Below are 15,286 nucleotides of genomic sequence, written 5' to 3' on the forward strand. Positions count from 1 at the left end.
TTTATACGAGAATTAATTACTACTTCTTTTCGTGATACGACTTTTCAGTGTTAACAGACCACACGTTCTTCTTAGAAGTTTCTCCAGTTCGGATATCTTCTACAGCCTCAATAGCAGTTGCCATTGAATGATCTTGGTTATTATAACGATGCTGTCCATTGCGACCAACACAATACAAATTACCGAAGCCATCAAGATAATCAATCAATTCAGGCATCTGAGCGTATGTGTCAAAGTAAGCAGGATATGCCTTTGGCACTCGCTCACGATGAGAATCAAGAACGTCTTCCTCACCATTGATAACCTGCATACGAGTCAACTCGTCAATAGCCATCTTACGAGCATCATCATCACTCATATTCCAGAAGTCGTCGCCTTCTTCGCAGAAGTACTCAAGACCGATCCAAACAGTGTTATCAACATCCTTAACGAGATATGGGCTCCAGTTGTTGAAGATTTGCAAACGTCCGACTTTATATCCAGGATCCTGCACGTAAATCCAGCAATCAGGAACAATAGGAGGATTACCAAGCGTTGGAATAGTGGTAGTATTACGCAGACGCACGCGCTTAACAAGCAAGCCTACAGTCACAAAATCGCGATAAGGCAAACCCTTGGCAACGCGTTGCATTTCTGCTGGAACTTCAGCCTTTTCGTCACCATCTGCACCCTGCTCAAGAGCAGCTACCAAATCCTTAATTGGCATAGAAGATATAAACTGGTCGGCGTGCAATTCTGAACGCTCTCCATTTGCATCTTCAACTACAACACTGGAAATCTTTCCGTCTGCTTGCTTAATAGCAACTACCTTTGCGTCTGTGCGCACAGTAGCACCGTTTTCGCGGCAACGGCGCTCAACTGTTTCCCATAACTGACCAGGACCAAGCTTTGGATACCAGAATTCCTCAATTAATGAGGTCTCTACTTCCTTCTTCTTGCCTTTTTTCTTAGGGAAAAGCTTGGAAAAAGCATTCTTCAACACTTCCACAATGCTCAAACCCTTAACGCGCTGAGCACCCCAATCGGCAGAAATCTGGCTTGGATGCCTACCCCAAAGCTTCTCTGTATAGCCCTCAAAGAACATGGAATAAAGTTTCTTGCCGAAACGATTAATGTAGAAATTCTCAAGATTAGTTTCTGGCAATTTGTGAATCATAGACCACAAATAGCTGAAGCCAACTTTCATTGTCAAAATAAAGCCCATAGAGCGCAAGGTTGCTGCAGAAAGAGAAATTGGATAATCAAAGAAATGATGATTCCAGAAAATACGAGAAACGCGATGACGCTTCAACATCACTTCATCTTCAACTTCAGGATCAGGTCCACCTGCTTCCAAATCGTGATGACGACCAAGCTTTTTATCATCATATGAAGGCGCACCCTGGAGAGGCAGCATTTCACGCCACCATTGCATAATACGGTCATCTTTTGAGAAGAAACGATGACCGCCGATGTCCATACGATTGCCGTTATACTTCACAGTACGCGAAATACCGCCAAATTCACGCGTGGCTTCGAGCACTGTTACGTCGTAGCGGCTAGATCCACCATCCTTAACGAGTTCCCAGGCTGCCGTCAACCCTGCCGGACCGCCACCAATAATTACCACAGATTCCTTTGGGGATTGTGTATCCGTCACTTGTCCTCCATCTTAATACATCAAATTTTTACGAAAACACTTTGCGTGCTAGGTAAGCAATTTCTATATATCCTTATTGAGCATACTCGCATCACGCGATAGATTCAGGAATGTCAATGTCTGTTTTCTGTACTTCTTCAACATTTACATCTTTAAAAGTTACTATTCGGACATTTTTAACAAAACGCGAAGGGCGGTAAACATCCCATACCCAAGCGTCTGTAAGTTGAACATCAAAATAAACATCCTGACCTGCTGAACGCACATTAAAATCGACTTTATTGGCTAAATAAAATCGTCGCTCTGTTTCTACGACATAAGTAAAAAGCTTAATAACATCACGGTATTCTTTATATAACGCAAGTTCTGCATCGGTTTCATAGTTGTCGAGATCTTCGGCGCTCATTACTTACCTTCCGTATTACGTTTGCGTCCACGACCTATAATGCGCCACCAAGCTTTTTTTGATGAACTTCCTTCAGAGACGTTTGCATTGTACGGCCATGCTTCATCAAGATTATCACGATGCACAGGTATAGCCACAGAATGTTCATGCGCGCTCAAAGCTTCGATTACACCAGGATTTTCTTCAATAACGTGTAGACCAAACGCATCCAGCGAACGAATGGCATCATATTCATCTACAAGAGTGTCCATTACAACAAAATCTTGATATTTTTGATTTTGAGCATCCCATAATGCGTCGCGCGCAGTGCCGGTTTTTACAAATCCAAGAGATTGATATACAGAAAGTGAGCGAGTATTAGTTGCCGGAACTCCTACCCAAATTCTATGCAACCCTAGACCAGTCGGCTCTGATGCAAAAGCATAAGTCATAACCCTAGGCATTGCGTCGCGCGAATAGCCTCTTCCTCGATAATTTTTGCCTAAAACAACTTGAATTCGAGCACTGCGAGACCATCCGTCAATATCTATAAGGAAAATCATGCCGATAATATCGCCGGAAGCGTTATTTGAATCATCCAAAACATCAGGAACAATCGCCCACGCAATAGTGTGACGCAACTGAACATCGCCAGCAAAACGACAAGATTCAGAAGGATTTTCGCCAATAAGACTATCTTTAGTCCATTGCATAGAGCTTTCAACCCACGAATGAACCATAGAACGCTCTGAATTAGCATCCTTTCCAGTAATAACTGCAGCACCATCAAATGCGCACAAATCATCCATTCTTTGAAAATCATCGCACGTAGCTGGACGAAGGTGCGCCATCTCTCCACGAATTTGAGGAATTACTATAGATTTTGGTAACTCGCGAGAGTTAATAACACCATCATTGGTTTGTTGCATAGTCACCTACTTGTATTGTGCCTTTGAAAATTAAGCCCTTCGCATAATTCTCACATCGCATAATATATGATAATCCAGAAGACGAAAAATGCCTCGCAATGTTGATAAATAGTAAATTCTGCGCACCTGCTACACAAACAAATCTGATTTGAGTATGCAGCAAGTACGCAGCACTTACTTTTGAATATTGATTACGCTTTTACGTTTATACATTAGCGTTATCAAATATTAAATTTTTCAGCCTTTACGGCACTTTTCAGCCTTTGATTTTTGCCATCACAATCTTAGTAACAGCCTTAGCATCAGCCTGACCTTTAGTTGCACGCATAACAGCACCAATAATTGCACCCATCGGCTTCATATTTCCAGCCTTAAGCTTTTCTGCAACTTCAGGATCAGCAGCAAGAGCAGCGTCAACAGCAGCTTCCAAAGCACCGTCGTCGTTCATAACCTTAAATCCGTGCTTCTTAACAACTTCATCAGGCTTACCCTCGCCAGCCAAAACGCATGCAACAGTTTGCTTAGCGAGCTTATCGTTAAGATTGCCGTCTGCAATTAGCTTTTCAACTTCAGCCACATCTTGCGGAGTAATAGGCAATTCTTCCAAAGTCACGCCACGAGTGTTTGCTTCGCGAGCAAGCTCACCAAGCCACCACTTCTTAGCACCTGCCGCACTTGCGCCAGCCTTAACGGTTTCTTCAACCAAATCAAGAGCATCTGCGTTCAAAATATCGCGCATTTCAAGATCGCTAATACCCCATTCGCTTTGCAAACGGTTACGGCGCTCACGAGGCATTTCCGGCATTTGCGCCTTCATTCGCTCAATATGCTCTTTAGTGATGTGAAGCATAACCAAATCAGGATCTGGGAAGTAGCGATAATCGTCAGCATCCGACTTCACACGACCACCAGCAGTGGTCTGAGTTGCCTCATCCCAGTGACGAGTTTCCTGCAAAATCTCGCCGCCTTCGCTCAAAATAGCAGCCTGACGACGAATCTCATATTGCAGCGTCTTCTCAATACCGCGGAATGTGTTCACATTCTTAGTTTCTGAACGCGTACCAAATGGATCGGTTGGCTTGCGACGGAGCGAAACGTTCACGTCAGCACGCATATTGCCCTGCTCCATACGAGCGTGAGAGATGTTGAGAGCGCGAACAATATCGCGAATAGCACGCATATAAGCACCAGCAATTTCTGGAGCGCGGCTACCTGCACCTTCGATTGGCTTAGTTACAATCTCGATTAAAGGCACACCTGCACGATTGTAATCAACCAAAGAGTGATTTGCGCCTTCAATACGGCCGTCAGCGCCACCAACGTGAGTATTCTTACCAGCATCATCCTCAATGTGAGCACGTTCAATCGGCACACGGAACACGGTGCCGTCTTCCAGCTCAACATCCAAGTAACCGTTGCCATTAGTAGGCTTATCGTACTGGGAGATCTGATAATCGCGAGGCATATCTGGGTAGAAGTAGTTCTTACGAGCGAACTGGCTCCACTCAGCAATTTCGCAATGTAAAGCCAAACCAAGCTTAATTGCATAATCAACTGCAGTCTTGTTTACAACTGGCAAAGAGCCTGGCAAACCAAGGCTTACAGGAGTTAGCTGAGTATTTGGCTCACCGCCAAAAGATACTTCTGCTGGGCAGAACAGCTTCGTACGAGTGCAAAGCTCAACGTGAGTTTCCAAACCGAATACTGGATCGAATTGCTCAACAGCATCGGCATATTTCATAAGTTTTTCAGCCATTAGATATCCTTCTTACTTAAGCTTTACTTCACTTTACTTAGCCAATGAATCGAGCCAACCAGCTTTAAGCGACTTCCAAATTGGACCGCCCCACTGCTCTTCGAGCGCTGCTTCCAACGCTGCTGCAGGCTTGTACATCTTTTCATCGTGGCATTGCGGAGCAATAATCTGAATGCCAACAGGCAAACCGTCGTCGCTTAAGCCAGCTGGGAGGCTCAAAGCAGGAACTCCAGCCATGTTTGCAGGAATTGTAGCAATATCGTTCATGTACATAGAAAGTGGATCATCCATCTTCTCGCCAAACTTAAATGCCGTTGTAGGGCTTGTTGGAGAAACAAGAACATCTACTTTCTTAAACGCTTCTTCGAAATCGCGAATAATAAGCGTACGAACTTTTTGCGCAGAACCATAGCAAGCATCGTAGTAGCCAGCGGAAAGTGCGTAAGTGCCGAGAATAATACGACGCTTTACTTCGTCACCGAAACCAGCTTCACGAGTTGCAGCCATCATATTTGCAGCAGTCTGAGGCTTGTCTGCTGGTGGCATGACGCGCAAACCGTAGCGCATACCGTCGTAGCGAGCCAAATTAGAGCTAACTTCTGAAGGCATAATAATGTAATAAGCAGCCAAAGAGTAAGGGAAGTGAGGGCAGGAAACTTCCGTAACATCTGCGCCCATATCCTTAAGCAATTGCACAGCTTCATTAAAGCGTGCTTCAACGCCTGGCTGGAAGCCTTCACCGCTAAGCTCCTTAACTAAACCAACCTTCAAGCCCTTCAAATCACGGCGAGCGCCCTCACGAGCAGCTTGAGCCATTGGAGGAACAGGAGCTGGAATAGAAGTAGAATCGCGCCTATCGTTACCGCCGATAATTTCCTGCAAAAGCGCAGAATCAAGAACGGTACGAGAAACAGGTCCAATCTGGTCGAGAGAGCTTGCCATAGCGATTGCACCAAAACGGCTAACACCACCGTAAGTTGGCTTTGCGCCGACTGTACCAGTTAAAGCACCTGGCTGGCGAATAGAACCACCAGTATCTGTACCCAAAGCAATAGGAGCTTCGAATGCAGCAACAGCTGCAGCTGAACCGCCGCCGGAACCACCAGGAACACGCTCAGTATCCCAAGGATTGCAAGTAGTTTGATAAGCAGAATGTTCTGTAGAAGAACCTTGAGCAAACTCATCCAAATTAGTCTTGCCGAGAATTGGCATGCCAGCTGCTTTGAGCTTTTCAATAACAGTAGCATCGTAAGGTGGAACCCAGCCTTCGAGGATCTTCGATGCTGCAGTAGTAGGAATGCCCTTAGTGACAATCATGTCTTTAATGGCAATTGGCACACCAGCCAACTCAGGCAATCCTTCAGTCTCACCCTTAGCGTTCTTAGCATCAAAAGCATCTGCCTGCTCGAGAGCAATATCTGCAGAAACATGCAAGAATGCCTTAATTTCTGGCTCTGCAGATTCAATGACTGCCAAGTGAGCTTCAACAAGTTCACGGCTAGAAACTTCTTTAGCTTTTACAGCCTTTGCCATATCGGCAGCAGAAAGTTTTACCAAATCTTGAGTATTAGTCATGTTTTATTCCTCCCCCAAAATTCGAGGCGCTACAAACATGCCAGACTCACTTCTAGGAGCATCCGAAAGAGCTTCTTCTTGAGTCAAAGGTGTAGCAGGCTCATCTGGACGCAAATAAGCTTCCAAAGGCACTGGATTTGCAGTAGGTGGCACATCTTCGCCAGCAACTTCCTGCACTTTATTAATAGATTCTGCAATGACGTTTAATTCGCCTTGCAAGCGACTGATTTCTTCGTCGCTTAAAGCAATCTGGGACAAAACGCCCAAATGCTCAATTTCTTCGCGTGTGAATGTAGGCATAACCTCAACTATATGTGTGATACGTGACCTTCGTTAGTAGAAAAAAGCAATGTGGATAAAAGCTTTACGAGAGTTATTTGTTGATTATTTTTGTTTTATTGAGAAAGTACTACAAATTAATTTTTTAAGACTGAAGCAATTAAAAATTGCGCATGCGTAACACTAAATAATACTTGCACAAATATTTTGCATATATTTTCACAAAATTATCACGAATCAAAATACGTAAAATCCGCTCGTTTTATCTGTCAACACGCCGAAACAACAAAACTGACGTAACCAAAAAGTGTTGGTATTTCAGCATTATTTAAACTTTTGTTTGAAACTTAAAAAAATTATTTTAAACAATTATCGCATAAATAAAAAGTGTGTAATAATCATGTGATGTGAGAAGCTGAAGCTGATGCACTGAAGCATATATATGCACTGAAGCACGTATTTTGCGGCATCTCACTGAAAAATAATTTGAAATAAAATCTAATAAAAATCGAAGGATACATATGAAGAGCACAAAGTTCTACCGTAATGCAGCAATGTTGTTGCTCGCGGGCGCGACTATTATTCCACAATGCTTAGCAGTTCCAGCAATGGCAGATTCTTCCGCAAAGCCTTCTGCACCAGCTGCATCTTGCGCAGCTAGCAAGGACTCGCTGAACAACTACTTGTGGGATTTGCATTACGATAAAACAAATATTCTCGCACGTCACGGCGAAACAATTAACAATAAATTCTCCAGCGACAGCTTCAACAAGAACGGCGAATTCGTTGTTGTTGAGCATCAGAAGAAGAACATCACCAATACAACGTCAAACTTGTCGGTAACTTCGGCCAACAATGATCGCGTGTATCCTGGTGCATTATTCCGCGCTGACCAGAATTTGATGGATAACATGCCAAGCTTGATTTCAGCAAATCGCGCACCATTAACTTTGAGCATTGATTTGCCAGGCTTCCACGGCGGCGAGAGTGCTGTAACTGTGCAACATCCAACCAAGAGCTCCGTTACTTCAGCAGTTAACGGTTTAGTTTCTAAATGGAATGCACAATATGCAGCAAGCCATCATGTAGCAGCTCGTATGCAGTATGATTCCGCAAGCGCACAAAGCATGAACCAGCTCAAGGCTAAGTTTGGTGCTGATTTTGCAAAGATTGGCGTACCGCTGAAGATTGATTTCGATGCGGTACACAAGGGTGAGAAGCAGACTCAAATTGTGAACTTCAAGCAAACTTACTACACAGTAAGCGTCGACGCTCCAGATAGCCCAGCAGATTTCTTTGCTCCATGCACCACGCCAGAAAGCTTGAAGAACCGTGGCGTTGACAGCAAACGCCCACCAGTTTACGTGTCAAACGTAGCTTATGGTCGCTCAATGTACGTAAAGTTCGATACCACCAGCAAGAGCACTGATTTCCAGGCTGCAGTAGAAGCAGCAATTAAGGGCGTAGAAATCAAGCCAAACACCGAATTCCATCGCATTCTCCAGAATACTTCTGTTACTGCAGTGATTCTCGGCGGCAGCGCTAACGGTGCAGCAAAGGTTATTACCGGCAATATCGATACGCTAAAGGCTTTGATTCAGGAAGGTGCAAATTTGAGCACCTCTAGCCCAGCTGTTCCAATCGCTTACACTACTTCCTTCGTAAAAGATAACGAAGTAGCAACTCTCCAGAGCAACAGCGATTATGTTGAGACTAAGGTTTCTGCTTACCGTGACGGTTATTTGACCTTGGATCACCGTGGAGCTTATGTAGCTCGCTACTACGTCTACTGGGATGAGTACGGCACTGATATCGACGGAACTCCATACGTACGTTCTCGCGCTTGGGAAGGAAACGGCAAGTATCGTACCGCTCACTTCAGCACAACGATTCAGTTCAAGGGCAATGTGCGCAATCTTCGCATTAAGTTGGAAGAAAAGACCGGCTTAGTATGGGAACCATGGCGTACAGTGTACAACCGTACTGATTTGCCGTTGGTTCGCCAGCGCACAATCAAGAACTGGGGCACAACCTTGTGGCCTCGCTTTGCTGAAACTGTAAAGAATGACTGAACTCATATTGCAATTGAGCATAAATAAATAAAACTGAAAAATTAAGGACTTTATCTTATAGCCAGTTATGAGATGAAGTCCTTAATTTTTTACACAAATAGGATTTTTTTATTACATTTTTAGCAGTAGGATTTAGTTATGTTAGAGATACAAAATATATCTAAGTACTATAAAAAACAGCAAGTACTAAATAATATTTCTTTTGTAGCAGAAGATGGTAAAGTTACAGGTTTTGTTGGACCTAACGGTTCCGGAAAATCAACTGCACTATATTGCGCATTGGGACTCATAAAAGCCAATGGAGGTGAAGCATTATTCGACGGCGTCCCATACAAAAAATTTAATTCCCCAATAGAAACAGTCGGCACAGTATTAGATTTAAAAGCTAATTATAGAAATACTAGTGCTATAAAAAAGCTCACATTCGTCGCGAAGTATTGCAAAATTCCAAAAACGCGCGTATCGGAGATTATGGATATTGCCGGAATCAGCTCTATACAAAATATGAAAATTAAAGAAATGTCAACCGGCATGCGCAAACGACTTGAGATTGCTGCAGCACTTCTCGCAGATCCTCATAATCTTATTCTCGATAATCCATTCTATGGCTTAGACGTTGAAGGAGTTAGATGGATGCGCGATATCTGCAAATACTATGCAGAACGCGGTGGTGCGGTACTTATCAGCACTAATAACATTAGTGAGCTTTCTATTATTGCAGACGATCTTGTTATTATTGCGCATGGTGAGATTCTACAAAAAACAAGCGTGGCAGATTTGCTTGCTGCATATTCTCAAAACACTGTACGAGTTATTACTCCTGAACCAGAAAAGCTATTTGACATTATGCAATCGCAGCATAGTGAATGCTCTATTATGCAAGTTGAGCACAAAAGCGAAGACGTGCAGGAAGGCGCAGCTTTCGTTATAGATAATGCAAATATTGCAGATTTGGCGCAATTCTTTAACGATAAACAATTACTTACATATCAGTTGAGTAAAGAATGCGTTTCACTCGAAGATGCTTATATGGCGACAATAGGAGACAACGCAGCATACGTGTCCAAACCTCTATATGTTTATAACAATGAACAAAAATACCAGAATCCTACAGGAGTATATGTTCAAGAACAAATCCCTAATAATATCAACAATGAAACGACTCAACTAAATTCAGCACAACAATTAACGCAAGAGGTGGCAGTAGAACCTCAATTGATGACTGAAACTGAGACGCAATTGATGCCTGAAAATGAGCCTGAGACTCAATTAACGACTGAGTCTGAGCCACAAGCTGAGCCTGAGCCACAAGCTGAGCCTGAGCCACAAACTGAGCCTGAACCACAACTAACTCCTGAGCCACAATTGACTCCTGAGCCTCAATTAACAACAGAGAATACAACTGTAAAGGCAGAAGTAGCGACAGAAGTAGAGGCAGAAGTAAAGGCAGAAGTAGAGCCTCAGCTGACGGAAGAATCTCATATATATGCAGAGCCTCAAGCAGTTGAACCTCAAGCAGTTGAGCCTAAGGAAACAATCGCGGTTGAAACGCATGTGACTACTGAGCCTGAGGCACAGGTATCCCCTGAGCTTGATACGCAGCCAACGACAGAGCATGAAACAAATGTAGCGCCTGAGTCTGCAGTGCAAGCAAATACTGAGCCTGCTATGCAAGTAACACCTGAGCCTGAGCCTGAACCCGAACCCGAGGCACCAGCTGAGCCACAACCTGCACCTCAACCTGAACCCGAGATACAAGCAGAACCTGAACCTCAAGCCAAATCTGCACCTGTGCTACACGACAACGTAATAGAAGAAGCCTCTCAAACTGACTTGTCAGCTCAAAAGCCACAACCTATTCAACCGCAGCAGGAGACTCCACAATACTTACAAAATCAGTACGCTCAACAACCGTACGCGCAACAACAATATGAGCAACAATACGCGCAACAACCACAACAAATCCAATACGGCCAGCAGTACGCTCAGCAACAGTACGCGCAACAGCAATATGAGCAACAACCGTATGCTCAGCAGTCGTACTCGCAACAGCCGTATGAACAACAAAATCAGTACACTCAACAACCGTATGCGCAACAGCAATATGCACAACAACCGTACGCTCAACAAAATCAGTACGCTCAACAACCGTACTCGCAACAGCAATATGCACAACAACCGTACGCTCAACAAAATCAGTACGCGCAGCAACCATACGCGCAACAACAATATGAGCAGCAACCGTACGCGCAACAACCACAACAAATCCAATACGGTCAGCAGTACGCGCAGCAACCGTACGCACAACCACAATATTACAATCAGCAATACGGCCAGCAACCATACTATGAGCAGCAATACGCGCAACAACCTCAGTATGCGCAACCGCAGCAAGCTAAGCCTACAAACGAGCTGCCATTGCCTGATACTTCATATATTGGTCCAGAGTATGCTCATCCTCAATTTGCTAAAAAGAAACAAAACGATCAGGATTCTCAAGAAAATGCACAATGAGCTTAGTGCCAGAATTAGTGCCATCTATTATTGCTATGGTTGCTCGGGGCGTTATGCTATTTGCAGTGGGCGCTTTATTTCTAGCAAGAAGAAGAATTAGAAACTAGTATTAGCAAATAGTTGCAATAAATAAACCCCGCTCGTTTGCTCAGTAATGATTGCAATCGAACGGGGGTTATTTTTTATTTTACTTACTATAATTTAAATATCGCGATGCTTTTCAATTATGTAGCCAATTGCGTACATAACTACACCCCAAGCAAGAACCACTAAACCGGACTGCCACCATGTGAAAACATATGCGTTTGGTGGAAGTTGCCGCCCAGAACTAGCGGAGACTCCTAAGAATTGGCTTGCAGCATTGCCTGGCAAAATCTGAATAAGTATTGAAGTCCACTTCGCAAAATTGCTTGCAAGCATAATAATGCTAACAATGGCCTGCAGAATCATCACGGCTCCAATAACGCACATAATTCCGCCAGCAGTTGACTTGCAAATCATGCCAAAACCGTAGGCCATTGCTGACACAACAACCATAATTGCAGGAGAGCCAAGGAACAGAGTAAGCGGCAATTTCCACACGTTGCTTCCCGATAATCCGGAAATGTTATCTCCCATAAAAGCTAATTCTGCAGCAGCTAAAGAAACTGCCATTGCAATAAGTTGGGCTACAAAAACATAGATTGCAACCGCAATAAACTTAGCCGTAAAGAACATACCCCTTTTAGGTACAGCCGTAAGAGAAGCCTGAATTGAAGTCGTAGAATGTTCCGCAGTTACAGCAAGCACTGCAAAAATCGCCAAAACAATCAAAGATATAGAAGCAAAGCTAACGACCAAGCGGAAAATGCTTTCTTGAGATGCAATAAGGTCACTTTTATCGCTCGGTCCAACAGTAATTGCAGCGCTTGATTTACTTTGATTTGCTCCATTCTTAATGTCAACTTTAGACATTGCTTTCTGCACAAGCGCGATTATAAAGCTGAAAATTACTGGCAAAACAATTGTTAATGCCATGCACCACCACGTAGACGCAAGTCCGCGCAGCTTAACAATTTCAGATTTAAGCGTGTGCATAAATGTAAGGCGTAAGTGCTGAGCGTTCATGCTACGGCCGGTTTTGTAAGAGCTGCTTGTTTCTTGATTAACAGATTGACTAACAGATTGATTAATTTGCCCACTCATTTTGCGCTTCCTCCATCTGCATATTGCGTTTCAGTCGCAGCAGTAGCATTTGGCAATGCTTTTGTTGCGTACTGCTCTTGACCGTGCGTAAGAGCCAAATATGCTTCCTCAAGCGATGCATGCTCTTGATTCAGCTGATAAACCATGATTTGATTATCTGCAATTTCGCGAGCAAGCTGATTAAGCTCGCATCCTGTTATTCTGAGGAGCTCGCCTTCTTGAACGTCTTGAGGAGTGCGAACATCTTGCAAAATCTTGCATTCAGGATGATTTTGAGCAAGCACCGACTTTAGCTTTTCGCCTTCTGGAGTCACAAGTCGCACAGCGTGCTGCGAATGTGCATTAACAAAATCTTGTACTGTTGCACGCTTCAAAATTTCGCCATGCGCAATAATCACAAGGTTATCTGCAGTAAGCGCAACTTCGCTCATTAAGTGCGAACTAAGCAGAATTGCTCGACCTTGGCTTGCGTAATACTTGCACAATTCGCGAACCCACTTAACGCCTTCTGGATCCAAACCGTTAATTGGCTCGTCCAAAATAAGATTGTGCGGATCTGCTAAAAGTGCCGCCGCAATCGAAAGACGCTGGCTCATGCCGAGTGAGAAGGATCCCGCTTTGCGAGTTTTTACGCTAGTTAAACCAGTAATATCAATCACTTCGTCAACGCGCTTTTTTGATATTCCGTGAGTTAAAGCGAGCGAGTACAAGTGATTATAAGCGGAACGACCTCTGTGAGCAGACTTTGCGTCAAGAACTGCGCCAACTTCTGTCATTGGGGATGCGATTTTTGCGTAAGGTTTTCCGTCAATAAGAGAAGTACCACTATTGGCATGAATAAGATTTAACGCGCAACGCATGGTTGTAGATTTACCAGCGCCATTAGGTCCTAAAAAGCCCGTGACTTTACCGTCTTCGGCGACGAAAGAAACATCGTTAAGCGCTGTCTTTGCACCAAAACGCTTTGTAATATGTTGAAATTCTAACATAAATTAACAATATCACAAATAAAAAAAAATAAACATCAAATGTAAGCGTTTATGAGTACAAGCTACTGCGTTTTAACTAATATTGCTGATGAGATTCTGCTGACAAAATTCTGCTACCGAAATTCTAATTAATATTTTATTAAGATTCAGCAATTTGGTGCTGCATGTTGCGCAATCCATGCGTGCATGGAAACAGCCGCAGCTGCTCCTGCGTTTAGCGAGCGAACAGAGCCAAATTGCGAAATATAAACAACGTCATCCGCCATTTCTAACGCTTTTTTAGAAAGACCCGGACCTTCTGCACCAAAAAGCATAAGGCAACGTTTAGGAAACTTGTAGTTTTCCATAGCAACAGCACCTGGAATAATATCGAGCGCTATAACGCGCGCGTTTTTAGCGTCGTGTTCCTTTATATTTGCGATTTTTTCAGCTTCTTTGTTGCCTTCTGCTTGTGCTTTAAGCAAAAGTTGATGCGCTTCTTCTGCTTCTCGTACTATATTTTCGCGCCAATTAGTTACTAGAGTTTCAATAGTTGGGCAGCACTCAACGTATTGGTAAAGCTCAGTCATTAACGAGCCTTTACGATTCCATTTATGAGGCCCTACAATATACACTTTTTTCGCTGTAAACGCATTTGCAGTGCGAACCATAGAGCCTATGTTGAAATCGTGAGTCCAATTTTCTACAGCTACTTCAAACTCGTGGCGTCCTTTAGAATCGAGATCCGCTTTTATAGCTTCTACTTTCCAGTATCGGTAGCGGTCTAGGACGTTGCGCTGGTCACCTTCGTCTAGTAATTCAGCGCTAAACCGCGCATCGTAATTTGGCGATTCTGGATTATCTGGACGAGGCTCACCTGGATGCTCTTCTTCCCACGGGCCAACTCCTATAGGTCGAAATTCTGGTTCATCGGAAGCTTTTGCAGCCAAAGTAATTGGATTCGGTTCGTGCATGTGTGAGTTTTGCTCCGTTTAATACTTTTGCTTAGTATTGGCAGCTAGTAATTACAACTAGTCTTGGCAGCCGTCAGTTGCGCAATCGCCTGTGCAACCTGACTTGCAATGACCGCCACAGCAATCGTCTTCGCAGCAAGGCTCAGTGCAACCGTCATGAGCGCAATCTCCCGTGCACTCTACTTTGCAATGGCCACCGCAGCAGTTATCTTCGCAGCAAGGCTCAGTGCAACCGTCATGAGCGCAATCTCCCGTGCACTCTACTTTGCAATGGCCACCGCAGCAGTTATCTTCGCAGCAAGGCTCAGTGCAACCATCGTTAGCACAATCTCCCGTGCATTTAACCTCACAATGGCCGCCACAGCAATTGTCGTTGCAGCAATCTTCGTGATCTGCATCTGCACGTAATTCTTCTTCACCGAAAGCTTGAACAAATGCCATTTTAGTACTCTCCTCACTTATTGGATTTACTAATTGAAGATGCCTCATGCCTTGTTCGTCGGCGTCAACACCACCAATTAATGCAACTATAGCAAGAATTTGCGCGCCTTGCTGATGAACAATGCCAAAATCAAGACTTAATTCATTGCCGTGTCGTAAAGTAACAAGCGAAGAAGTTTGAACATACGATTTTTCAGAAAGCCAAGAGTCAAGTAACAATACTCGCTTGCCTTTAACTGACGGACCTTTTGTTGCAGGAAAAACAAAATCCATAACAAAGCCGTCGAGTGCAATTCCTTTACGTTCTGCAGCATGAATAAGCGCAAAAACCATCGGCACTGCAGCAGCAGTTAACGCACCAATAGCGTCAACATCGCGTTCTAACGAATACCCAGCTTTCTCAATTGCATCAAAAAGAACATCTCCAACCAGCTTAGAGCCGCGCTGAGCAAATGTAACAGAAAACAGTTCGCTAAATGGTTTCACACTCATATCCGCACAAAGCATGCGCTTAAGTTCCGCGCGTTCCTCTTGTAATTCTGCCATTTTTGCACTCCTTAGCGTTTAGA

At 43.9% G+C, this 15,286-nt stretch carries 12 protein-coding genes; 2 read left to right on the forward strand and 10 right to left on the reverse strand.

The genetic code is table 11. The features are described 5' to 3' along the window. Nucleotides 1–19 precede the first annotated feature (19 nt). From HXT38_RS05635 to gatC, 6 genes are all read right to left on the reverse strand, one after another. Complete coding sequence (locus tag HXT38_RS05635; protein ID WP_032835339.1) at nt 20–1,639, reverse strand: NAD(P)/FAD-dependent oxidoreductase; 1,620 nt, start codon at nt 1,637–1,639, stop codon at nt 20–22. A gap of 91 nt (nt 1,640–1,730) precedes the next feature. Continuing rightward, nucleotides 1,731–2,045: a DUF2469 domain-containing protein gene (locus HXT38_RS05640; RefSeq protein ID WP_004105898.1), complete on the reverse strand. Its 315-nt coding sequence runs from the start codon at nt 2,043–2,045 to the stop codon at nt 1,731–1,733. Beyond that, a complete protein-coding gene (locus HXT38_RS05645; protein WP_064340577.1) occupies nt 2,045–2,953 on the reverse strand; it encodes a GNAT family N-acetyltransferase in 909 nt (302 codons plus the stop codon). The genes HXT38_RS05640 and HXT38_RS05645 overlap by 1 nt, the downstream gene beginning before the upstream one ends. Nucleotides 2,954–3,209: 256 nt before the next feature. Beyond that, a complete protein-coding gene (gatB, locus tag HXT38_RS05650; RefSeq protein WP_064340578.1) occupies nt 3,210–4,709 on the reverse strand; it encodes an Asp-tRNA(Asn)/Glu-tRNA(Gln) amidotransferase subunit GatB in 1,500 nt (499 codons plus the stop codon). A gap of 33 nt (nt 4,710–4,742) precedes the next feature. Further along, nucleotides 4,743–6,284 (reverse strand): Asp-tRNA(Asn)/Glu-tRNA(Gln) amidotransferase subunit GatA, encoded by a 1,542-nt coding sequence (gene gatA, locus HXT38_RS05655; RefSeq protein WP_421791794.1) that lies wholly within the window; start codon nt 6,282–6,284, stop codon nt 4,743–4,745. Between the two features lie 3 nt (nt 6,285–6,287). Beyond that, complete coding sequence (gatC, locus tag HXT38_RS05660; RefSeq protein ID WP_004105888.1) at nt 6,288–6,584, reverse strand: Asp-tRNA(Asn)/Glu-tRNA(Gln) amidotransferase subunit GatC; 297 nt, start codon at nt 6,582–6,584, stop codon at nt 6,288–6,290. Nucleotides 6,585–7,084: 500 nt separating this feature from the next. Here gatC and vly point away from each other — a divergent pair, with 500 nt between their 5' ends. After that, a complete protein-coding gene (gene vly / locus HXT38_RS05665; protein ID WP_410299514.1) occupies nt 7,085–8,635 on the forward strand; it encodes a cholesterol-dependent cytolysin vaginolysin in 1,551 nt (516 codons plus the stop codon). 138 nt (nt 8,636–8,773) lie between these two features. Continuing rightward, a complete protein-coding gene (locus tag HXT38_RS05670) occupies nt 8,774–11,149 on the forward strand; it encodes an ATP-binding cassette domain-containing protein (RefSeq protein WP_410299515.1) in 2,376 nt (791 codons plus the stop codon). A 201-nt stretch (nt 11,150–11,350) separates the two neighbouring features. On the opposite strand, the gene HXT38_RS05675 is transcribed toward HXT38_RS05670, so the two are convergent. From HXT38_RS05675 to HXT38_RS05690, 4 genes are all read right to left on the reverse strand, one after another. Then, nucleotides 11,351–12,334 carry an ABC transporter permease subunit gene (locus HXT38_RS05675; protein WP_421791797.1) on the reverse strand — a complete coding sequence of 328 codons (984 nt, stop codon included), beginning with the start codon at nt 12,332–12,334 and terminating at the stop codon, nt 11,351–11,353. Further along, nucleotides 12,331–13,323, reverse strand: a complete 993-nt coding sequence (locus tag HXT38_RS05680) for an ATP-binding cassette domain-containing protein (RefSeq protein WP_117008625.1) — start codon at nt 13,321–13,323, stop codon at nt 12,331–12,333. The genes HXT38_RS05675 and HXT38_RS05680 overlap by 4 nt, the downstream gene beginning before the upstream one ends. Before the next feature lie 146 nt (nt 13,324–13,469). Beyond that, nucleotides 13,470–14,276 carry a TrmH family RNA methyltransferase gene (locus HXT38_RS05685; protein WP_116971232.1) on the reverse strand — a complete coding sequence of 269 codons (807 nt, stop codon included), beginning with the start codon at nt 14,274–14,276 and terminating at the stop codon, nt 13,470–13,472. A gap of 57 nt (nt 14,277–14,333) precedes the next feature. Beyond that, nucleotides 14,334–15,263 (reverse strand): hypothetical protein, encoded by a 930-nt coding sequence (locus HXT38_RS05690; RefSeq protein WP_174191470.1) that lies wholly within the window; start codon nt 15,261–15,263, stop codon nt 14,334–14,336. Nucleotides 15,264–15,286 lie beyond the last annotated feature (23 nt).

Origin of the sequence: Gardnerella sp. DNF01157 (assembly GCF_049244225.1) — a bacterium.
Classification (GTDB): domain Bacteria; phylum Actinomycetota; class Actinomycetes; order Actinomycetales; family Bifidobacteriaceae; genus Bifidobacterium; species Bifidobacterium leopoldii.